Origin of the sequence: Variovorax sp. PAMC26660 (genome assembly GCF_014302995.1) — a bacterium.
Lineage (GTDB): Bacteria > Pseudomonadota > Gammaproteobacteria > Burkholderiales > Burkholderiaceae_C > Variovorax.
This window is the reverse complement of sequence record NZ_CP060295.1, coordinates 5,749,294-5,768,468: the sequence shown is the minus strand read 5'-3', so window position 1 is coordinate 5,768,468 and position 19,175 is coordinate 5,749,294. Positions and strand designations below refer to the sequence as shown.

The window sequence follows — 19,175 nt, the reverse complement described above, 5'->3', positions numbered from 1 at the left end:
TCTCACTGGATAAAGGTAGTAGAAAGTAACTCTCGAAAGCACGCGCATGGTCCCACGCGACATTCCAAGCCGCAAGCGGGGTACTGAGAAACGCATTGCCTTTTTTCTGCGCCGTCGACGTGCCTATTGGGTGCAGGGCCCAGCTGCTCTAGCATGCGCGCATGTGGAAGCCCGCCAAACCCATCGTCATGGCCGGCAGCGTGTTGACCGATCAAGAGGCGTGGTGGAATGAGTTCTCGGATGAGTTTCGAGAACTTTGCAGTGGCGAGGTCGATAGTGAATGGCTGGCCGGCCTGGCCGGTACGCTCTATCCGCTCAACATGGATCGAGCGCCGCGCGAGGCGGCCGAAGTTGCCTTCAAGACGCTCGGCGACGAGCTGCCGGGCTTCGAACTGGAAGAACCGTTTACGCCTCCTCCGCCCCGCCGCCGGCCGGGGCTGCACTGAGAATCTAGAAGGGTCTCATCTACCACCTCGCCACCATCGGCAGGTATGGGCCCAACGCGGTCTTGGCTACGATGACGGCACCCGGCCAGTAGCAGCCTGTCGCGACAGATGAAAGCAGACGCTCAATGTTTGACATGAGAGGGCTCGCAAAGGCAGGCCGCGTGAAGAGGGAAATACACGGCGAGCGTAGCGCGGCCTGCCTTCACGAGTTCTCTCGATGGAACGGTTAGGCGCCACTTTTCACCTCTATGCATTGAATTGAATCGTCATCCAACAGTGCGGGCGGGAAACCCAAAAAGCCGTCATCTTGAAACTCCGCCCCACTTTCCTTCATGAATTTTATCAATTCATCTCTGGTAAAGCACCGAAAAAACGCGTACAGACCCGATAGTCGCGCATTCTTCTGAAGCGTGGGATCGAAGTAATCTCCGTTGATCTGTACGACCGCATGGCCGTGCCGGCGGCCTAATGAATCGGTTACTCGGCAAAGAACGTAATTCCCCGCTCCCAATTCGTACACAATTCGCGCGCAGTTTGCGTAGCATTGCGTCGGTTCAGTACAGCCCCTTTGTACGAAATGCTGTAACTGTTTGGGTGTCAGCGGAGTGATCTTCATGACGAGGGACAGGGTGGCGCCTGACGCAATGTATCCCACAAAACCTGCGGGATAAGCTGGGCGGTGCGGGTTGTTCTAGACACCAAGTTCTCCTGAAAGTGGCTTGTAGCTTGGGTTTTCACCCCCTCTGCCGTTCAAACATTCAGGTATAAAAATTCGCGAAACACGGCAAGCTTTAGCTGGGCAACTATAGCCTGCAAGCAGGCAGGAACCGGGCACTAAAGAGCACGTTTCGGGCTGCGCGATCAAGCCGCGCTTTGAATCAATGACCGCTTTGACGACCAAGTCCACCGTCGGCTTAGGGCCGATTCTGTTGAAAAACTCGGTCGCAGCGTTCACCGCTGCCCCGTGGCGAAAATCGACCTCTCAGATCGATCCAGGATCGACGATCGCGACCCGCGGAATGGTTTGACCACCCCCGCAAATGTGCCCAAGAGGGCACCACTCGAGTTTTTCAACAGAATCGGCCCACTGCGGTCTTCCGACTTTGTCCAAAGCTGCCGGTCGTCACGGCAACACAAGCAAGCAACGCCGCCGAACTTGCTCCGACCGCCCCCGCTGACAGCCCTTTTCGGCCACGGCTTCCGCACTGCACCTGCGAGCGGGCCCCTCGGGGGATCCTGTGCGCACTCACACGTTTTGGTGAGTGACTCCTCGTCATGAGGTGACTAGGCTTACACAACTTCACATTTTGTTGCACCTGTTCTCCGATGCCCAATTCCATGCCCAAGCTTTTCATGCACCGCGCCGCTGTCGCGCTTCTTCCGTCGGGGCGTCCAAGACGCATCGGCTTGAGCCTCGCGGCCGCTGTGACGCTGGCGCTCCTGGCTTGTGGTGGTGGGAGTGGCGGCGGTGGTGGCCTGCCCTTCGCGCCGGCCTCTGGCAACGAAAGTGTGCCCTCCGCGCCGGCTTCGGGCAACGAAAGTGTGCCCTCCCCGCCGGCTTCGGGCAACACGGCGACCTACCAGGTCACCGGTTCGCTCTCGGGTCTGGCCACGGGGGAGTCGGTCACACTGCTGGGCAATGGCCAGCCTGTGGTGGTGGCACAGAACGGGACATTCCAGGCCGCATCCGGTCTGGTCACCGGAGCGGCCTATACGGTGACGGTCGGTACGCGGCCCCGGACTAAGGCCTGTGTGGTGACGAATGGGACTGGCGTCATTGGCACGAGCAATGTGAGCAACGTGAGCGTGGCCTGTGCCACCAGGCAGCAATTCGCCTACGTGGCGAACGTTGGCGGCAACACCGTCTCGGCCTACCGCATCGATGCTGCCACTGGGGCGCTCACCGCCATCACGGGCAGCCCGTTCACTACGGGAGGTGCCCCCTACTCCATCACTGTCAACCCAGCAGGCACCTTCGCCTATACGGCGAACGCTGGCGGCAACACCGTCTCGGCCTACAACATCGATGCTGCCACCGGCGCGCTCACCGCCATCACGGGCAGCCCGTTCACCTCGGGACGTGCCCCCTCCTCCGTCACGGTCAACCCCGCAGGCACCTTCGCCTATGTGGCGAACGCTGACGACAACACCGTCTCGGCCTACCGCATCAATGCCGCTACCGGCGCGCTCACCGCCATCACGGGCAGCCCGTTCCCCACGGGAGTCAAACCCTTCTCCGTCGCAGTCAACCCGGCAGGCACCTTCGCCTACGTGGCGAATCGGACCGACAGCACCGTCTCGGCCTACCGCATCGATGCCGACACCGGCGCGCTTACCATCGCGGGCAGTCCGTTCGCCGCGGGATTCGGTACCAACTCCGTCACCGTCAATCCAGCAGGTACCTTCGCCTATGTGGTGAACGCTGGCGAAAACACCGTCTCGGCCTACCGCATCAATGCCGACACCGGCGCGCTCACCGCCATCGCGGGCAGCCCGTTTGCCACGGGATCCGGACCCATCGCCTTCACAGTCAACCCCGCAGGCACCTTCGCCTATGTGACGAACACTGGCGGCAGCAGCGTCTCGGCCTACCGCATCGATGCCACCACCGGCGCGCTCACCGCCATCACGGGCAGCCCGTTCGCCACGGCATTCGGCCCCTGGGCGATCACGGTCAACCCCGCTGGCACCTTAGCCTATACGGCGAACGTAGGCAGCGACTCCGTCTCGGCCTACAACATCGATGCTGCCACCGGCGCGCTCACCGCCATCACGGGCAGTCCCTTCCGCGCGGGATTTGGCCCCTACTCCATCACGGTGGCTCAGCCTTGACTTGAAATGGCGCGCGAGCTTCGAAAGAGGACCGTACCCAGTACGCGCCGGCGCCAGTTCGGTGGGTGCTAGACCGCGCGCCGGGGGAGCAGCATGCCAACGTAGCCCCATAACCCCTCACCAGCAGACCCCGTCATCAGCCCGCTTCGGCGGGCTTTGTTTCGCCCGGAAAGCCGACACCAACGGCCCTTGCCGCCGCTCGGCCCAGCCACACGCCATCCAGAATTCCGGTGAGGGGTCGGGAAAAGCCTAATTTTCCTAATCGACCACCCGAAACACCCCGCAGATCCTTTATCCATGCGGGTTTCAGCACTTCAAGCAAACCTAACTTTTTTCTAATTTAGACCTAACCAGATTAGGGTGTTGTCTTCTGATTTTCGAAAAAACAAAACCCTATATAAATCAACAACTTACAGAGAAATTAGGTTTGAGGTTAGGTCAGATTAGAAAGTGACCTAACCAGCCCAGCGCTAGGCGCCATGCGGGTTTGCGGACGGTTTTGCCCCCACGATTAGAAAATTAGGTTTTGCCCGAACCCAAACTGGATTCGCTCCCGGGGTTCTTCCCCCGAGACATGCCAAAGCTGCCCCTTTTTGGATACGAAAAGCAGTCAGAACCCGTCGCCGCCGAGGGAGCGCGGGCTGGCCGCCGGGCGGCATGGCGCCTGGGCGCGCGCCCTTCCGACAGGGCCGTCAGAAGAGGCCCATTTAGCGGGCAGGCGTGGCGGGGTCAAGACCGCGCGCCACGGGCAGAGATGCCCTCGCCCGAAGCAGCTTCCGCCGCATATGACGCCTGCAAGGGCCGCTGGAGGGCCGCCAGGCCCACGAAAAGCAAAGTGGAGGGGTTTGGAGGTGGTTGCTGCGGCGGGCGCAGCCATGAGTCCGCTGCTCGGCGGAGGTGATATCCACTCTGTTTTGCCGCTACGCTAGCAAGTAGTTACAAGGAGCCGCATGAATACCCAGCGATTTTTAGCCTTTTACACGCCCCGAGCCTTTTGGGTCGATGCCCCAGCAAATCTAGAAAATATTGGCTCTCCAGCTTTTGCAAAAAGCATGGGGGAAATCTGTTACGCGTGTGTTTTCGAGAAATTTACTTTGAAAATTGCTCGAGATGGGTTATTGATGTTGAGCGTTGGAAAATTAGATAGAAAAGAATCAACACCTCTCCCCAACATAGACCAAACAATTAAGCTATGGCGCAACTATTTGGAACACATCAATTCTCTTTACCTATTACTCGACAGTGCGACGATTCGATGCAGCAGCGCATCGTTTTTCAATCTCAACGAAATCACGCTGCGAGATGCGTTCACCATTCATTTGGATGAAAACGACGAATTTTTAGGCATGCAGACTCTCACGGGTAGTTTCGCCGGTGTTTTGCAACATGATCGACTTCCATCTCAAGCAAATACTCCTCAACTCCTCAATCGCTTGATGCTGCGAAGCACTTTGCCGTCGAGCGTCATACATCACGCAGTTACGCGCTACAAGCGGGCCGCGACTGAGCCGGAGCTGCTGCGACTCCTCAACTCACTTGCCAAAGGCCTTTCCGAATATAAACAGGGAAACTACGAAACCGCCGTTGTGCTTGCTTGGTTTCTTATTGAGTTTCATCTCAACGCGATTTGGGAAAAATTCCTCGAAACAGAAAACAAAACAATGCCTGATGGAGTTCTTCGGTTTGGAAAAGATCGAGAAAGATATCTCACAAAAGAGCTGACCATCAGCATGATTGTTCAGCATCTCGAATTCGCGGGACTGCTCGATTGGGAAACTTTCAGAAAAGTAGATGCAACTCGCAAAGTGCGAAATCGACTTGCGCATAGGATGCCCGCGACGGCCTCGCGCGACGAAGCCAGCATCGCACTTCACCTTGCACACGAATTTATCGAAAATCAATCGCACATCGATATTGATTTGAATTCGTCACTTTCCATAATGTCCGGCATCTAGTTTTCTAAGCTCACCAGCTGGAAATCGATGCCCGAAGACTAAAAGTTGGTGACCAGCAGCTCGCGCGATGGCGAACGGTGCTCGGCCGAGCCGACCGAGTATGTGATCGACAGCGGGCGCAGCTTCAGCCCTGCGAACGCTTTGCGCATCTCCGGCAGGTCGTTGACACTGACTACAGCCCTCCCCTTCATCGACTTGAGCAGCTCAGCCATGCGGTCGTATTGCTCGAGGCCGAACGGCACGTCATAGCCAGCCGTGCCCCAGTAGGGCGGGTCGAGGTAGAACAACGTGTGGCTGCGGTCATAGCGCTCCACGCAAGCGGCCCAGTCGATTCGCTCGATGGTCACCTGGTGCAGCCGCAGATGCACCGCGCTGAGATCCTCTTCCATGCGCAGGAGATTCATCCGGCCGGGCGACGAGGTCGCTGTGCCAAACGTGCGCCCCTCGACCTTGCCGCCGAACGAATGCTTCTGCAGATAGAAGAACCGCGCCGCCCGCTGAATATCCGTCAGCGTGGCTGGCGGGGTCGCGTTGAGCCAGCCGAAGATCTCCCGGCTCGTGAGCGCCCACCGAAAGTGCCGCATGAACTCGTCAAGGTGGTGCTGCACCACGCGGTAGAGGTTGACCAGGTCGCTGTTGACGTCGTTGAGCACTTCGACCTTCGCGGGCTCTTTCAAGAAGAAGAGCGCAGCCGCGCCAGCGAATGGCTCGACGTAGCAGGTGTGCTCCGGGAACAGGGGAAGGATGTGCTTCGCGAGGCGGCGCTTGCCACCGATCCATGGCACGAGGGGTTTCGCTGAGATTTCCATTGTGCAAGCCTTTGACACTAAAAATTACTGATAGGCTTGGCCCACTCTGTACAGGGTGGCGGGCCTCGCCGGCTTGCAGGCTCGTTCTGCATTTCGGGGCTTGCGCAGGTGCTACAACACCGGCACAGGTCGCCCGTCTTTTTTTGTGATTCAGGGCGCGACCGTCGCCTCGCCCTTGGGCACCTCGTAGTCGGTGAACCGCACGACTTCCTCGCCGATCCACTCGTTGATCTCTTTGAACCGGTCCTGCAGCGGCTTGATCTCGTTGCGTGCGAAGACCTGAGCCGCCGGCAGCACGGCGCCGAAGCCGCCCGTGTTGCTCGGCACGATGCCCAGCAGCTGCGGCGGAATGCGATGGGCCGCGAGCACGTCATCGCGGCTCACGTTCTTGATGTTGAAAAACTCGTCCTTCGCAGCGACCTCGCTCACCGGGATCAGCTGCACGCCGTCCTTCTTGCCGTTGGGCGCATAGAGGAACAGGTTGCGAAAGTTGCCCGGTCCCTTGCTGTTCTTCAGCGCGTCGCGGATGGCATCGACGTCGCCCTGCTGCTGCGCCGCGTCGCTGATGTACAGGATGAAGCCGGCATGGCTGCCGTTGTTGTAGTAGCGCCGGCGGAACAGCGTGGCGCTCTCGTTGAGCCAGGCGGACTGCAGCGCGCTCAGGTACTCCGGCAAGCCGTACACCTCCTGATTGATGTCGGCCTCGCGCATGTGGAACACGCTGCCCGCCTTGAACTCGTGTTCGTCTTGCCAGCCACGCACGAAGAAGTAGGTTTCGAGATCGATGCCGCGGCGCATGTACTTCGCCAGCGAGTGCTGCAGCTTCACAGGGCGCCGCGTCAGCGAGTCCCGCCGCTCGAGGTATGCGTTGCCGAAGGTCAAATAGTCCAGCGCATAAGCGCTGAAGGTCGCACGGTCGAAGAGCTTGTGCGGCTGGAACGTGCTCAGCAGGATGTTGCGCTTGAAGTAGATCGAGCTGCTGTGGTGCGTACTGGCGTGAAACGACCGCGCGAGCCCGTGCAGGTTGACCGGCGGCTCGTACCAGCGCCCGTTCATCCAGCACTCGATGTAGTCGAGCACCTCGCGGCCATCCATCACCGGGGTCGGGTCACCGAAGGTGACCGCCGCCACGCCCGAATTGCAGAACGACCCGGACAAGCTGTCGATCTTCATCACCAATGGGAAGATCGTGGGCGCCGGCGCCGCGTCGCTGTCGTTCGTCTATCGCTACACCCTGAAGCTGGTGGTGCTCGACTACAGCAGCCACGCCGACGCCATCATGGTGCCGATGCTGGCCTGGCTTCGCACCGAACAGGTCGAGATCCTTGAGAACCCGGATCTGCGCGAGCGCAGCTTCCGCTTCGAGGCCGAATACCTGAACAAGGAAACCATCGACCTGTCCATCGAGCTGGACCTGACCGAGCGCGTGATCGTCTCGCCCGGTGCTGATCCCGACTCGCCCGAGACGACCAGGCGCTACAACGTGAAGCACGCAGCCGAGCCCCCGCACGTCGGCGTGGTGCAGCGCGCCGAGCGCATCGAAGTGTGGTTCGGCGATCAGCGGCTCGCGGCGTGGGACTTCGAGCCTGCGAAGAACTGACATGGCCGACGACCTACGCGCGCTCGAGGACTGGGCTACCCCGCTGCTGTCCGCGTTGACGGTGCCGAAACGGCGGGCACTCGCACGCACCATCGGGCAGGCACTGCGGCGTGAGCAGGCCGCGCGAATCGCCGGCCAGCGCAACCCGGACGGTAGCGCCTACGAGCCACGCAAGACGACGCAGGCGCGCTTGCAGAAGGGCAAGATTCGCCGCTCGATGTTCGAGAAGCTGCGCGCAGCGCGCCACCTCAAAGTGCAGACCGATGAGGAAGGCGTCGCGGTTGGCTTCTTCGGTCGCACGGCACGCATCGCCCGCGTTCACCACTTTGGCCTTCGCGATCTTGTGCAACCCGGCGGCCCAAGTTATCAGTACCCGGCGCGCGGTCTTCTGGGCCTCACCTACGCCGAACGCGAGCTGATCAAGGATCTGCTGCTGAAGCACCTCGCAGGCTGATGTCGTGTTTCACCGAACTTGTAGAGAGGTTTCGTGCGACGATTCGGGGACCGCGCTCGGCCAAGAACTGCCGCTCGCTCAGTGGCGCCAAAAGCGGACGTCAGACTAGCTTCAGAATCGGCGTGGCAGACCTTCCCTAGGGCACGGCTGGCTCACGCCGGCGCCATGCCGCGCGCGAAATCCTCATGCATCCGGGTACTCGCGGATAAAGCGCAGTCCACGGGTGCGTCCCTCCTCCAGGCGCAAGCCTAAGACCCGGTCGGCGTCGCGATCGATGCGGATCACCCCGACGGTGGGCGTGGACGATGGCTGGCCGTCGCTCGCGATCATGAACAGATCCGTCGAGAGTGGCTGCAACCGCAAGGTGCGTCTGCCGTACGGGCCCTGGACGTGCAGCCGCAGCGTGCCGCCCGTGCGCGCGATGCGTGCCGTGGCGTCCATGTCGGGCACGCGATAGCGCCCCTCCAGCTGCGGCGCGAGATCGGCCGCACTTGGAGCCGGCGCATTCATGTGTGCGAACCGATGCACCGAACCGCCCACGGTGAGCGTGATGAAGGCGGGTGCGACGTCGCCGTCTAGGCCCGTCGTTTTGATGCTGATCGGCGCCATCATGCTGTCCTCGCTCGCCAGCGACAGCCGGCCGAGTTCCGATCGCAATGGCATGGGCGGCGATCCCAGCCATGACAGCCCGAGCCGACCTTCCGCATCGCCGAAGCGGACCAGCACACCCGTGGCGGGCGAATAGTAGGGCTGGTCCATCAGCGCCGGACGCTCCGCCGAGGGCACATGCGCGGGCGGTGGGCCGAGATGCGCCGCCAACAAGGCATCGACAATCTTCCACGCCAGCGCGCGCGGTGACGTCTTGGCGCCGTTGGTCATGATCGAGATGTCCAGCGCATGCGCCGGCACCGTGAGCATCTGGCACGTGCCGCCGATCACCGTCCCGCCATGGCGGACCACCTCGACGCCCCGGTACGAATGCCGCATTAACCCAAGCCCGTAGGATGTGACCGCGCCATCGGCGAGCACTGTCGGCGCCGTCATCTGCGCCCAGCTCGCAGCACTTCCTACGCGCTTGTCGCTGCCGCGCAGATGCGCGATCCAGCGCAGCATGTCGTCGACCGTTGAGACGATCGCGCCCTCGCCGCCAATGTCTTCTACCGGGAAGATGCCACGCCGCCATTCGGCGTCGCTTCCTGCGGCGCCCGTGGGCAAGGCCTGGTACAGCGTGGCCATGCCGGGCTTGATGTCGAAATCGCTCGGCACCGACTCGGTGTCGTGCATGCCTAGCGGTTCGAAGATGCGCTCGGCGAGGAATCTTTCAAAGCGCTGCCCGCTGATGCGTTCGATCACGTGCGTCAGCAGGTGATAGCCACCATTGCAGTAGAGCATGCGGGTGCCTGGATCGAAGTTGAGTTCGCCTTGCCGCGTCAGCAACGCCAAGCCCGCGCCCTTGGGTTGAACAGCGTCGCCGCTGCTACTGCACGACAGAGCGATGTGGCAACGCCAGCCGCTCGTGTGGTTCATCAGCTGGCGCAGCGTGGGCGCGACCTTGGACAGCCGCGGCAGTTCCGGCAAATGCGCATGGATCGAATCGTCGATGGAAAGCTTGCCTTCCTCTGCCAGCAGCAACGCGGCCAAGCAGGCAAAGTGCTTGGACGTCGAGCCGATGCGCATGCGAGTGCGCGGCGTGTTGGCGATGCCGTGCTCGATGCTCAGCGTGCGGAGGTCGGCATGAACGCCCCTCGCAAGACCATGCCGACGCGCAGCATTTACGCGCCCGGCTTCAAGTACCGGGACTCGGCACACACGGACATCCGCGAGACCTTCAAGGCCGCGCGCCGCGTCCTCACGCGTGAAGCGCAGCGCAAGGCCGCAGAGCGCCAGCAGAGCCTCGAACTCGACAACGTGGTGACCATGCCGGCGCGAGGTGCCAAGTGATGGTGCTCGACGTTGCAGAGATCGGCGCCATGCCCGCCGCCAAGGTGTTGCTCGTGTCGCCACCGTGCGTTGGGCACAGCAAGTTTCCCGTGCCTGCGTTGGCCACGGCCTTCCGCGCCTGCGAACTGTGCTCGCACGTCACCGGTCGCACTGGTGGCCTGCTGTGCGATAGCCCGGCAGCGCGCCTCTCGGGTGGCCCCGAAGCCCTTGACGTTGCGCGCTCCGCGCAAGGCAGCTGCGGCCCCAACGCGCGGCATCTCGACATGCCGGCCTGGCGCTGACCTGGCGAAGCCGACATGGCCCACGCGATCGAGCCCACCGACCAACTGCTGCGCGAAGCCTGCGCACGCATGGCGGCGCGCTTTCGGTGGGCCGAGGACTTCGAGACCGTGATGCGTGACAGCGTGCGCAGCCGCATGGTGCGCCTCGCGGCCCAGCATCCGAGCGCCGCCGGCGCGTTGCCCGTGCGTGCACAGCGCGCTGCGGCCTGCCGGCCCTTCCCACCGCCCACGGGCGGCCTTCCCTTCTTCGATTGCAAGCGCGCCGCATCAGGCGAGCGCGACGACGACTGATCCACCCCAAAAAGAAGACCCAGCATGAATCGTGTCTACATTGAATCGCCGCGCCGCTGCGGCAAGGCCACGCAGCACGGCGTCACCGTGATCGCTTTCACCGGCAAGACGGGCGCCGGCAAGGACAGCGCCGCTGCCGTGCTGCTCAACCACTGCCAGTTCGAGACCATCGCGTTCGGCGATGCACTGCGGCGCGAGATCGCGTCTGCCTGGCGCATCGACGAGCGGATGCTCAACCACCGGCCGACGAAGGAATGGTCGATTCCCGCGCTTGCCGTGGGCATGTGCAGCGAGCCGGCTTTCATCAGCTGGTGTTTCGACGCAGGGGAGAGCCTGCACGAGCCGCGCAGCCCGCGCTGGGCAATGCAGCACTGGGCGGACTTCCAGCGGCGCTATCGCCCGACCTACTACGCCGACATCGTCTGCCGCTGGATCAGCCGGCAGGCCTCTGTGGGCTTCCGTCGCTTCGCGATCACCGACCTACGAGATCCCGTCGAACTTGCGGCATTGCACTCCCTCGGGGTCCGCGTCAGCCTGGTCTGCGTGTACAGCCCGAACGCCACCACCCTTGGCACGGATACGGCACATCACAGCAGCGAGCGACACCAGATCGCAGCTGACTTCGAGCTGCAGAACGACGGAAGCCTCGAAGCGCTGCGAGACAGTGTTTTATCGCTGGCGCGGACGCTCAAAATCACAATAGACCGGGCATGAGCGCGCCCGGCCTTTTTTCGGGGTGCGACTCGTTGTATCCCTACACCCCTCCTACGCCAAACACTGAGGCCGCTTACTTTTTTGTTGGCGGTGGCGGGGGCGGTGGTGGCGGCTTAACGAAGCACTCTTTGGGCGCATTCGGCTCTTTGCACTCTGGCGGTGCTGCCGTTGCAACGGCAGATGTGAACACGATGGCAAGCACCGCAAAAACAACTCGAGCAGTTCTCATATGGTTCTCTCCTCTTTGGGAGTCGGATGCTGACATATGGGGCTGTGCTCGTCGAGAGGGGGAAACCAAACCCCACCCCTACTACTTTCGCGCAGCCCAGTTTTCCCGCGTGACTCACCGCCAGCGCTGGTTAGCCTGCAAATGCTCGCAGACGAATCGCTTTTGCTTGCCGCTGCCTTCGGCGGTAGCGAGTAATTCCCAAACTTTGCGAAGGAGGCAACCCTATGCCGACCGCTGATCCAACAAGTGCAATCCTGACGCGCAAAGAATTGCATCAGCTCACTGGCTACAGGCGAGCCGCCGAACAGTTGGCCGAGCTTCAGCGGCAAGGGTTCTATCGCACACGTCGGTCACGCGTTGATGGCAGCGTAATCCTCGAGCGGCCGCACTACGATGCCGTCTGTGCTGGTGCCAGCAAGCCGGCAAATGAGCCCAAACTTCGACCTGTCACAAGGAAGAGAGCATGAAGCGCGACCTACCGCCGAGGGTCTACGAGAAGAGCGGCAGCTACTACCACGTGGCGGCGGACGGCAAGTCGCGGACATGGACGAAGTTATGCCGGGTCAGAGATGGGCGCTCGGCCATGTACATGGCACTGGCCAAAATCGAGACCGACAAATCTCTCGACGACATGATCCCGAAGCTGTGCGCTGCCTGGATGACGGAAATCGGCAGCAAGCACACCGCGAAAACCCAGGCCGACGACCGAACGCACAACAAGGCGATTTCGGAAGCCTTCGCGGAATTCCGGGCCCGTGAGGTCACGCCGCCCATCGTGATCGACTTCCTGGATACCTGGGATCTGCAGCCACGCAGCTACAACGCCTACCGAGCTGCCCTGCGCGAGCGCCTGCGATTCGCCGAGGTAAAGGGCTTCCGTCCGGCCGGAAGCAATCCTGTAGACCCAGTCAAGACGAAGAAGGTGAAGGCGCGCACCCGATACATCACGGACAGCGAGCTGCGGCGCATCAAGGTGGCGGCCTGCTACGGCGACGACGGCAAGCGCACGCGGTCTGGGCACACCATCTGCAGCCTGATCGACATGGCTTACCTGACCGGCCAGCGCATCAGCGACCTGCTGACGCTGGAGTGGTCGCAGATCCGCAAGGAAGGGATCCTCTTCGAGCCTGCCAAGACCGAGGACTCGACGGCGGTGCGCATCCTGATCGAATGGACCCCGAAGTTGAAGGCGGTCATCGAGCGTCTGAAGCACCCGCCGCCGGTACCGGGCCAGAAGGGAAAGCCGGGCAAGGCTAAGCCCGTCAGCATGCGGTATGTGTTCTCCACGCTGAAGGGCGAGCCGTACACCTACGACGGCGCGTCGACGGCCTGGACGCGAGCACGGGAGCGGGCCGAAGTCAAGAACGCCCACTTCCATGATCTGCGCGCCAAGGCGCTCACCGACATCGATGGCGTGACCGACCGCGGCATTGGCCAGGCACAGACGATGGGCGGCCACAGCACGCAAACCCAGACCGCCGACTACGTGCGCCACAAGCGCGCAAAAAAGACCAGTGCAACACGCTGAAATCCTTCTAACGGCGTTTTTCGCTCAGAGGGAAAAGGGGCATCCGAAGGTGATGCGTCCGTTAGAAGATTTCGCGCTAAGCTGTTGATTCTTATGGAAACTCGGTCTGTTTTGGGACCAGAGGGTCGAAGGTTCGAATCCTTTCGCCCCGACCAAAAAATGTGAATGCCTGCAATGACCTATGTTGTTGCAGGCATTTTGCATTTCTGGGCCTGCTTCACTGGGTTGCGATTCTTCAGCGCAGACGGCAGACGGCCTTGGATCGTATGAAGACATGCGGGATCTTGATGGGCCAAGGTGACCGCGCGATGGATCACTCAATTTCGCTTGCGCCCGGAGGGGATTGAAGGTCGAGCTACGGGCCGCGCCAGTGTTCGATTCCCGACGTTGGCGTGCGAAATGTTCCCCCGTCCGTTCCCCCGCTTTGAAGGTACTAACCCGTCGCGCCATGCCAATCGCCCGCCCCCGCGTCTATCTCGCCGGCCCTGACGTGTTCCGGCCCGACGCCGTGCAGCACTTCGCGGCTCTTGTGCGCGCATGCAATGCGCTCGGCATGGAAGCGCTCGTCCCGTCCGATGATGGCGCGGCCGCTGCAGGCCTCAACGGACTGGCGCTGGCCCGCGCGATCTACAACGTAAACATGGGCCTGCTGAGTGAGGCGGACGGCGTCATCGCCAACGTAGCGCCTTTCCGCGGCGCGGAGCCCGACTCCGGGACCGTGTTCGAGGTGGGCGTTGCCGTGGCGCTGGGCCTGCCAGTGGTGGCCTACGGCGTGCCGCCGAGCAGCTACGCCAGCCGCGTCCAGTCAGTGCGCGACACGCAAGGTGTGCTGCGGGACGCCAGCGGGGCCGCAATCGAAGATTTCGGCCTGTCGATGAACCTCATGCTGTCCTGCTCAACGCACACTGCACCAACCGCAACCGAGGCGATCAAGGTGATGGCGACGTTGCTGCGGTAACGGCCGGCTCTACCGCGTCGGCGTACCGTTCGCAGATGGTGCCGGAGGCGGCACTCAGGCCGGCCATTGGAATAATTTATACCCATTTTCAGGGATGCCTTGACAACCATTCTAAGTAAACTCTTGCGCTACAAAAAGTGACAAGAGAGTTGCAAAGATGGCAAAACAACATCGGGGACTTCGTCTTCAGAGGATCGGCGGCGTACTGGCAACGCTCCTTATTACGGCGTGCGGCGGTGGAGGAGGAAGTGGTGGTGGGATCACTTTTCCCTTGGTGCCAGCTCCCACCTCCGCTCCGGCTCCTGCACCCGCCGCGCCCACCCCACCGGTGGTCTCGCCCCCAGTAGCCCCGCCCGCACCAACGCCGACGACGCTTTCATCCAGCGTCTCGAAGATTGCGCTGTCAGTGAATGCGCGAGGAGTGAATGCAGCCCTCACGGGGACACCGCGCACCATCACGATCACGAATTCAGGAACGTATGAAGCAAAGGCTGTCACCTATACGGTCTCGCCGGCTTTGCCTTCCGGCACGACGATCACTCCTTCGGCTTGCGGCCCGATCACTTCTGGCGGCACCTGCGTCTTGACGGTCACACCCGGAGCGACGCCCAGCGCAGCGCCGACCGACATCGCCCCGGTTCCTATCGTTCTGAGCATTCAGGGCGAGAACACTGACCCGATTGCCACAGCGGTCTCCATCTTGGCCTACGGCAGCGTGTATCAGGGCGGGTACGTGTATTCGCTGGACGACAGCACGGGCACGACGACTAGTGCGGGCGGAAAAGTATTGGCCCTGTCGCTCGCGTCGGCCGGAGAAATCTGGGGCCCGGATGGTGCCCTCTTGGTAGAGAATTTCATCGACGGACGGGCGGCGACGCAGGCCATCGTTGCTCAATTTCCAGGTCAAGCCTCAGCAGCGAAAACCTGCATGGACAGCACCTTGGGCGGCTACGCAGACTGGTACTTGCCTGTCATCCGCGAACTCACCGGCGGCGCCCAGACTATTTTTAGTAACCTGTTTGTACCGTATCCTGGCACCGTCAGCTCCGGCTCCAGCTGGCTGGCTGACTCAAGGCATTTTTCAAACCCGGTCAGCGTGAATACGGCCACCAGTTACGACCCCACGCATTCGGTCATCTTCCTTATGTCAGCGCGCAGCTTGATCTATTCAACGCGTTGCATGCGCGACCTCACGTAGGCGAAGGTTGCCGGCTGCGCGCAAGCAGACGGCGGCGGCCATAGCACGGAGGGAAACTCGCGAACTTGCGCGAGTTCATGCCCGCGCCCCAAACGACAAAATCCCCCGCCCGGCCGAAGCCAGAGCGGGGGATGCCAGCTCAAAATTGAGCCGGAAATAGAGCCCCTATCGTTCAGGGCTCGGTGGCGACGGCGTACCGCTCACAGGCTGTGCCAGCGATGCTGGCAGCGTCAGCGAACTTTGCCAAGACTCCCGCTCGCGCGTCAGCCCGGCCGTGCAGGGGCTGCACTACGCGAGGCAACCCTCATTGCGCCCATGCGGCTCATCCCAAAGAATGCGGTCAATCGGCGATTCACAAAAGAGGGGGTGAGGAAATGGAATGGTTGACGATCCTGATGCTCGAGAAGCCCAAGACGGTCATCGGGTGGGGCAAAGCACTCTTCACTGCTGGAGGGCTTGCCACGATAGTGGGGATCTGGGGGGTGCTCGCCCTCCGGGCAATTGCGGTGCCGGCCAAGCTGGGAATCACCGACGCTGTCACTCGCAGTCTGGCCGACGCCTACCCTGCGTTGCCCACCTGGTGGATTCCTGAAAGCGCGGCCGGCTTCGCCATGAGCATCGGCATTGCTGCTGTGGGCGTGTGGCTGGTCATGGCCACCAAACACCTCAATCGCACCTTCCGCTAATGAGCCGCCCCGACCGGGCACTGAGCCGCACGAGATGGCCACAGCTGCTTCTGGCCGCGGCAGCACTGATCGGGAGCGGAGTCTCTGCAGCCAACTATCCTTGCTCCGGAGGAAAAGGCGGGGTCGCCCGGTGCAACGGCACGCTGTTCATCTGCAATGACGGATCGATCAGCGGCTCGAAGAAGAACTGCTCGGCCGAGTTGGGCGCACCGGCGCTCAACTTCGTCGCACCTCAACGCACGGCGGCCGGGAACGACTGTTCATGCCGCTCGAACAACATCTGCACGGGCCCGCGGGGTGGACAGTACTGTCTCAGCGATACCGGTGCGAAGAGCTACGTGCGTCGCTGATAGAGCCGCAACGGCTCGGAGCTGACTGCCAGAGCAATACGATTGATCGCGCGGAGGATCCACCCTATGAAGTTGCTGCGTCTACCCGAAGTGTCCGAGCGCGTTCGCCTCGGCAAATCCACCATCTACGAGAAGGTCAAGACGGGTGACTTCCCGGCGCCGCTCAAGCAGTGCAACGGCAATTTCTGGCTCGACACGGAAATCGATTCGTACATCGAAAAGCTGATCGCAGCACGTGAGGAACGGCGTGCACGTGCAGCAGGCAACGCCGGGCGCAGCGTGTAACGCTCTCGTGTAACGCGCGAGGCTCAGCATTACACGGTCCTCATTGGGAAAGCAGCCGTGTAACGCGACCGTGTAACGCTGTTCTTTTTCTCAAACGGTCCCGAGAAACGGGCGCGCGCAATGCCCGCGTCGCCCAGTTTGCGCAGAAGGACCCGCTCCGGGCCCGGCCGGTCTACCTGCGGCGCCCGCCCACGTAGTGGCTGCCCTTGCCGCTACTGCTGCGTCCACCGACGCGCCGGCTGCCCGACCGATTGGCCGCCTCGAAGATCGGCGCCGACGAAGCGCCAGTGGGGCTAAATCCCAGGCTGCCCGGCATGGCCAGGGAGCCTGCGTTGGAGCTGCCGGCGGCGGCCGCGAGCAGGATGGCGAGCAATGTTGTCTTCATGATTTTGGTCTCCTCGTGCCGAGCAGGATCGGGCGCCCGGCTCCCCCGTACTTGATGGACGGCTTGGCACGATGCTCTCACGCTGCGCATGCGCTGGCGAGCCCGTCAGGGTCCCGCATTCATGGGAAGCGCGCTGACCAATGCCAACTTCGCGCACGAGACGCTGATTCATGGGAGGGCCGCAGCGTGATCACAGGCCGCCACATAGCCGGCGTAGGGCCGCTAGAGCCGCAGCATTTCTTCCTTCCGTTGCTCATACAACACCGGATCGAGCTGTTGAATCTTTTCGGCCAAGCTCACCTGGAATCCACTGCAAATCTTCCTCAGCTCTTCCAAACGGCCGCGGTTCGCAAGGTAGAAGCCGTCGCCCTGCTGTGGATCGGTGGCGTACATCACAACCAAGTCGTCAGCTGCACGGCGAAGGCAAAGGTAGGTATCCAGCTGCCCGTGCAAAGTTACCTCGGAGAAAGGCAATTTCTCCAGCGTTCCGACAAGCAGGCGGAACTCGCCTGCGATGTCTCGATACACAACACGATTGGTCGCGTTGTCCAGCTGGTAGTTCGCAAAGATGTTGGTTCGCTTCAACTGCGCCGCGACGTACTGCAACATCAAAACAACATCGGTCTTCGCACGGCGGGCCTGCTTTGCGTCTGCCGTTTCCGCGCGCTTGGCCTCAAGCCTCTGCTGCCACTGAACCAGACCGACGCTCGCCAGTATCGCGAACACCGAGAAAACCGCCTGGACCCATGCCGCCCAATCACCAGGCGACACAGGGCGATGCCTCATAAAGATCACTCGCAGAGCGAAAAACACTCCTGCCACCACCAACGCGACCAGCGCCCAACCGGCTGCTCTACGCATCTCTACCTCCGTCATTCAATGGCAGGAGTATCGCTGGCCTCAATCCTCCAGGTCGAACTGCCCCTGCAGCGTGCGGATGATCCGCGCGATGTCGGTGCGGTGCGTGCCGCGGTCAGTGCGCACCGGAACCGTCCAGCTGGGCCCGTCGTCACCGCTGAGACCAGTTCCAACGACGCCGGCGCAGTGCACGTCGGTCATCTGGCCGCGCAGATCGGGAATGGCTTCGATGCGCTCTATCAGAAGGGGCCTGCAGCTGCTCGGCGGTGCGGGTGGGCTTGGGCATCTAGCGAGCAAAGGGCCTGGGCTAACAACCCGTGGGCCTTTTTCAAATTGTCGTGCGCGGTCTTCAAATTGAACTCCGAGCCCAGCAAGTTGCGCAGCTGTTCGGTCTGCGAGCCTTCGTACGGCGTAACGAGGACGTCGAGCACGTGGCCCACACGCTTTTGGGCGCTGAGCCCGGTCGCAATCGTCTCGGCGATCTCAGGGAATGCCAGCACCAATCTCAACAATTGATCCTCGCTTGGAAGGTTGAGCCGAGCAAATACCGAGTGAAAGAACTTGGCCACTGTAGCCGCGTCATGCTCGGTCACGGTGCTGAGCGTCTCCAACATGCTTTGACATGTGAATGCTGCGACGTCAAGCATTGGCTGCACGGAAACCGCAACGACGCGAGCGGCAGCCAAATTGCGAACGTGCGATGCGGTGCGCTCTTCGCTGCGCTGCCACGACGCAATTGCGATAGCGGCACCTATCGCTGCAACCGAACCGACTGCCTGAACCCAAGCGGGCACGTCCAAGCGCCCCAGCACTACAGCACAAGTCACGAAAAACCAGCGTATTGCTGGCACGCCGGGAAAGATCGCAAGCGCGTGCACAAGCAGCAGGCAGGTCAGCACTGCGAGGCACAGCAGCGTGCCCCAGCTCAGAAATTTCTCTTTCATTTCTCACTCCATCCTGGGAGCGGATTGTGAACCTCCTCGACACCTTTCCCGGCCGCGCGTGCCACGTTATCTGGCCACTGGGCCTGCGGACACCAGTGCGGACATTGCACCTGCTGCGGACATTCCTTGTATGTCCGCATCGGTGTCCGCAGCCTTCTTCGCACGCGGTGTTGGCGCCGACCGGAAACTGAGCCAGTGGCTCAGTTCTACTTCGGCGCGGACACGGTACTTCCAGAACCAGCGCCTGGAGCCGCTGGGCTCGATCTGCAGGTAGAGGCCGCCCGAGTCGGCGAGGCGCAGCCGCAGCTTGTCAGCTGGGCAAATGGTCTTCCTGCAGGCAGTGTCGGTGAGCATGGGGGAACAAATCCGGCGAGAGAAGCCGAAACTGTACCCGTTCCCCCGTATGTTCCCCCAATTTTGACGAATCTCAG

General features: G+C 61.8%; 23 protein-coding genes. 15 read left to right on the top strand and 8 right to left on the bottom strand.

Annotated features, from left to right (window positions below):
• Window positions 1-161 precede the first annotated feature (161 nt).
• The 3 genes from H7F35_RS27230 (at window position 162) to H7F35_RS27220 (ending at window position 5,233) form a co-directional block, all read left to right on the top strand.
• Window positions 162-446, top strand: a complete 285-nt coding sequence (locus H7F35_RS27230; protein WP_187109647.1) for a hypothetical protein — start codon at window positions 162-164, stop codon at window positions 444-446.
• A 1,338-nt stretch (window positions 447-1,784) separates the two neighbouring features.
• Complete coding sequence (locus H7F35_RS27225) at window positions 1,785-3,278, top strand: lactonase family protein (protein ID WP_187109646.1); 1,494 nt, start codon at window positions 1,785-1,787, stop codon at window positions 3,276-3,278.
• Between the two features lie 950 nt (window positions 3,279-4,228).
• A complete protein-coding gene (locus H7F35_RS27220; protein ID WP_187109645.1) occupies window positions 4,229-5,233 on the top strand; it encodes a hypothetical protein in 1,005 nt (334 codons plus the stop codon).
• A gap of 38 nt (window positions 5,234-5,271) precedes the next feature.
• Here the strand turns inward: H7F35_RS27220 and H7F35_RS27215 are convergent, their stop codons facing one another.
• A complete protein-coding gene (locus H7F35_RS27215) occupies window positions 5,272-6,042 on the bottom strand; it encodes a DNA adenine methylase (protein WP_187109644.1) in 771 nt (256 codons plus the stop codon).
• A 150-nt stretch (window positions 6,043-6,192) separates the two neighbouring features.
• Window positions 6,193-7,215: a phage portal protein gene (locus tag H7F35_RS27210; protein ID WP_187109643.1), complete on the bottom strand. Its 1,023-nt coding sequence runs from the start codon at window positions 7,213-7,215 to the stop codon at window positions 6,193-6,195.
• On the opposite strand from H7F35_RS27210, the gene H7F35_RS27205 reads away from it, so the two are divergent.
• Together H7F35_RS27205 and H7F35_RS27200 are read left to right on the top strand one after the other, a co-directional pair.
• The gene (locus H7F35_RS27205; RefSeq protein WP_261803371.1) at window positions 7,181-7,642 is read left to right on the top strand and encodes a phage tail protein; all 462 of its coding nucleotides are present in this window, start codon (window positions 7,181-7,183) and stop codon (window positions 7,640-7,642) included. The genes H7F35_RS27210 and H7F35_RS27205 overlap by 35 nt on opposite strands.
• Before the next feature lies 1 nt (window position 7,643).
• Window positions 7,644-8,096 (top strand): phage virion morphogenesis protein, encoded by a 453-nt coding sequence (locus H7F35_RS27200; RefSeq protein WP_187109642.1) that lies wholly within the window; start codon window positions 7,644-7,646, stop codon window positions 8,094-8,096.
• A 183-nt stretch (window positions 8,097-8,279) separates the two neighbouring features.
• On the opposite strand, the gene H7F35_RS27195 is transcribed toward H7F35_RS27200, so the two are convergent.
• The gene (locus tag H7F35_RS27195; RefSeq protein ID WP_187109641.1) at window positions 8,280-9,905 is read right to left on the bottom strand and encodes a serine hydrolase; all 1,626 of its coding nucleotides are present in this window, start codon (window positions 9,903-9,905) and stop codon (window positions 8,280-8,282) included.
• Here H7F35_RS27195 and H7F35_RS27190 point away from each other — a divergent pair.
• From H7F35_RS27190 to H7F35_RS27145, 10 genes are all read left to right on the top strand, one after another.
• Window positions 9,831-10,037: a hypothetical protein gene (locus H7F35_RS27190; RefSeq protein WP_187114520.1), complete on the top strand. Its 207-nt coding sequence runs from the start codon at window positions 9,831-9,833 to the stop codon at window positions 10,035-10,037. The genes H7F35_RS27195 and H7F35_RS27190 overlap by 75 nt on opposite strands.
• The gene (locus tag H7F35_RS27185; protein WP_187109640.1) at window positions 10,037-10,318 is read left to right on the top strand and encodes a hypothetical protein; all 282 of its coding nucleotides are present in this window, start codon (window positions 10,037-10,039) and stop codon (window positions 10,316-10,318) included. Before H7F35_RS27190 ends, H7F35_RS27185 begins: the two co-directional genes overlap by 1 nt.
• A 15-nt stretch (window positions 10,319-10,333) precedes the next feature.
• Window positions 10,334-10,609, top strand: a complete 276-nt coding sequence (locus tag H7F35_RS27180; RefSeq protein WP_187109639.1) for a hypothetical protein — start codon at window positions 10,334-10,336, stop codon at window positions 10,607-10,609.
• 24 nt (window positions 10,610-10,633) lie between these two features.
• The gene (locus H7F35_RS27175) at window positions 10,634-11,323 is read left to right on the top strand and encodes a hypothetical protein (RefSeq protein ID WP_187109638.1); all 690 of its coding nucleotides are present in this window, start codon (window positions 10,634-10,636) and stop codon (window positions 11,321-11,323) included.
• Between the two features lie 453 nt (window positions 11,324-11,776).
• Window positions 11,777-12,019 carry a DUF4224 domain-containing protein gene (locus H7F35_RS27170; protein ID WP_187109637.1) on the top strand — a complete coding sequence of 81 codons (243 nt, stop codon included), beginning with the start codon at window positions 11,777-11,779 and terminating at the stop codon, window positions 12,017-12,019.
• Window positions 12,016-13,080, top strand: a complete 1,065-nt coding sequence (locus H7F35_RS27165; protein ID WP_187109636.1) for a tyrosine-type recombinase/integrase — start codon at window positions 12,016-12,018, stop codon at window positions 13,078-13,080. The genes H7F35_RS27170 and H7F35_RS27165 overlap by 4 nt, the downstream gene beginning before the upstream one ends.
• A gap of 448 nt (window positions 13,081-13,528) precedes the next feature.
• A complete protein-coding gene (locus H7F35_RS27160; RefSeq protein ID WP_187109635.1) occupies window positions 13,529-14,038 on the top strand; it encodes a nucleoside 2-deoxyribosyltransferase in 510 nt (169 codons plus the stop codon).
• A gap of 421 nt (window positions 14,039-14,459) precedes the next feature.
• Window positions 14,460-15,236, top strand: coding sequence for a hypothetical protein (locus H7F35_RS27155; protein WP_187109634.1), 777 nt, complete (start codon window positions 14,460-14,462; stop codon window positions 15,234-15,236).
• 374 nt (window positions 15,237-15,610) lie between these two features.
• Complete coding sequence (locus H7F35_RS27150) at window positions 15,611-15,922, top strand: hypothetical protein (RefSeq protein WP_187109633.1); 312 nt, start codon at window positions 15,611-15,613, stop codon at window positions 15,920-15,922.
• Between the two features lie 416 nt (window positions 15,923-16,338).
• A complete protein-coding gene (locus tag H7F35_RS27145) occupies window positions 16,339-16,557 on the top strand; it encodes a helix-turn-helix transcriptional regulator (RefSeq protein WP_187109632.1) in 219 nt (72 codons plus the stop codon).
• Window positions 16,558-16,729: 172 nt separating this feature from the next.
• Here the strand turns inward: H7F35_RS27145 and H7F35_RS27140 are convergent, their stop codons facing one another.
• From H7F35_RS27140 to H7F35_RS35070, 5 genes are all read right to left on the bottom strand, one after another.
• Window positions 16,730-16,942 carry a hypothetical protein gene (locus H7F35_RS27140; RefSeq protein ID WP_187114519.1) on the bottom strand — a complete coding sequence of 71 codons (213 nt, stop codon included), beginning with the start codon at window positions 16,940-16,942 and terminating at the stop codon, window positions 16,730-16,732.
• A gap of 222 nt (window positions 16,943-17,164) precedes the next feature.
• On the bottom strand, window positions 17,165-17,803 hold the full coding sequence (locus H7F35_RS27135; RefSeq protein ID WP_187109631.1) for a hypothetical protein: 639 nt from the start codon (window positions 17,801-17,803) through the stop codon (window positions 17,165-17,167).
• A gap of 39 nt (window positions 17,804-17,842) precedes the next feature.
• Window positions 17,843-18,001 carry a hypothetical protein gene (locus H7F35_RS27130; protein ID WP_261803370.1) on the bottom strand — a complete coding sequence of 53 codons (159 nt, stop codon included), beginning with the start codon at window positions 17,999-18,001 and terminating at the stop codon, window positions 17,843-17,845.
• A 38-nt stretch (window positions 18,002-18,039) separates the two neighbouring features.
• Window positions 18,040-18,744: a hypothetical protein gene (locus H7F35_RS34890; RefSeq protein ID WP_261803369.1), complete on the bottom strand. Its 705-nt coding sequence runs from the start codon at window positions 18,742-18,744 to the stop codon at window positions 18,040-18,042.
• 66 nt (window positions 18,745-18,810) lie between these two features.
• Entirely contained in the window at window positions 18,811-19,098 is a 288-nt protein-coding gene (locus tag H7F35_RS35070; RefSeq protein WP_187109629.1) for an Arm DNA-binding domain-containing protein, read from the bottom strand.
• Window positions 19,099-19,175: the final 77 nt, after the last annotated feature.